Origin of the sequence: Rhodococcus oryzae (assembly GCF_005049235.1) — a bacterium.
Lineage (GTDB): Bacteria > Actinomycetota > Actinomycetes > Mycobacteriales > Mycobacteriaceae > Rhodococcus_G > Rhodococcus_G oryzae.
The window spans coordinates 1-1,551 of the sequence record NZ_SUMD01000029.1; the positions used below are offsets into that span (position 1 = coordinate 1).

Annotated in this window: 1 protein-coding gene; it reads left to right on the forward strand. The window is 66.4% G+C overall.

All coding sequences use genetic code 11. The features are described from left to right. Positions 1-87 precede the first annotated feature (87 nt). Positions 88-1,548 (forward strand): aldehyde dehydrogenase family protein, encoded by a 1,461-nt coding sequence (locus FCG67_RS24835; RefSeq protein ID WP_136912236.1) that lies wholly within the window; start codon positions 88-90, stop codon positions 1,546-1,548. Positions 1,549-1,551: the final 3 nt, after the last annotated feature.

A 1,551-nucleotide genomic window follows, 5' to 3' on the forward strand; every position in this document is an offset into this window, starting at 1 on the left:
CTATGGTGACTGAACTCGCACGGAACGAGTGACCTCCCCAAACACCGCGGGCCGCGGCAGTCCCGCTCACATCAAAAGGTTGTACCCATGACCACATCGATCCCGACCGCCCCACGGCAGCAGCTCTACATCGACGGTCAGTTCACCGACGGCAGCTCAGGGACGGCCGTCGACGTGATCAGCCCCGTCACCGGCGAAACCATCGCGACCCTGCCCACCCCCTCGACCGCCGACATCGACAAGGCCATCGACGCCGCACACCGCGCCCAACGCGAATGGGCCAAGGTCGGCGTCTGGCAGCGCGCAGAAATCTGCCACCGCATCGGCGACGAACTCGAAAAGCGCATCGACACCCTCGCCCGCCTGCAAACCCTCGAACAGGGCAAGCCACTGGCCGAATCGATCGCCGACGTCACCGAAGCCGCCCAACTGTTCCACCTGCACGCCGAAGACGCAGTCCGCCTCCACGGCGAAACCCTGCCGTCCAACGACCAGGCCAAGCGGATGTTCACCTTCTACCGCCCCGTCGGCGTCTGGGCCATCATCACGCCCTGGAACTTCCCCCTGCTCATGCTCACCGAATTCGTCGCACCCGGCCTGGCCACCGGCAACGCCCACGTCGTCAAGCCCCCCACCCACACCTCACTGACCGTGCTCGCCGCCATGGAAGCCTTCGAAGCAGCAGGCCTACCCACCGGCCTGATCAACATCCTGCCCGGCGAAGGCACCACCGGCTCCGACCTCGTCGCCCACCCCGGCATCGACGCCATCGGCTTCATCGGCTCCTCCCAAACCGGCGCCAAAATCCAGGCCACCGCAGGCCTCAAGCGCTCGATCATGGAATGCTCCGGCAACGGCCCCCTCATCGTCCTCGCCGACGCCAACATCGAAGCCGCCGCCAAAGCCGCCGCCGACGCCGCCTACTACTGCGCAGGCCAGGTCTGCTGCGCCACCGAACGCGCCCTCGTCCACGCCGACGTCCACGACCAATTCGTCGCCGCACTCGTCACCTACGCCGACACCATCAACCTCGGCAACCCCTTCGACCCCACCGTCAACCTCGGACCGGTCAACAACGAAGGCGTCGCCGCCAAAATGGACCGCCACATGGCAGACGCCCGCACCCGCGGCTTCGACATCCTCCACGGCGGCACCCGCCAAACCGGCCACCCCACCGACCTCTACTACAACTTCACCATCGTCGACGGCGTCACCCCCGACAGCCTCCTCAGCCGCGAAGAATCCTTCGGCCCCGTCGTCCCCGTCATCACCGCCAACGACGACGACGAACTCCTCCGCCTCGCCAACGCCGACGCACTCGGCCTCCAAGCCGCCGTCTTCACCGAAAACCTCACCAAGGCCTACCGATTCATCGAAGAAATCGAAGCCGGCCAAGTCATCGTCAACGACAGCACCGGATTCTGGGACATCAACATGCCCTTCGGCGGAGCCGGCGGCAAAGGCACCGGCTGGGGCCGCATCGGCGGCAAACACACCCTCCTCGACATGTCCGACCTCCGCACCGGCGTCATCCACCTGGGCCGCTGACCC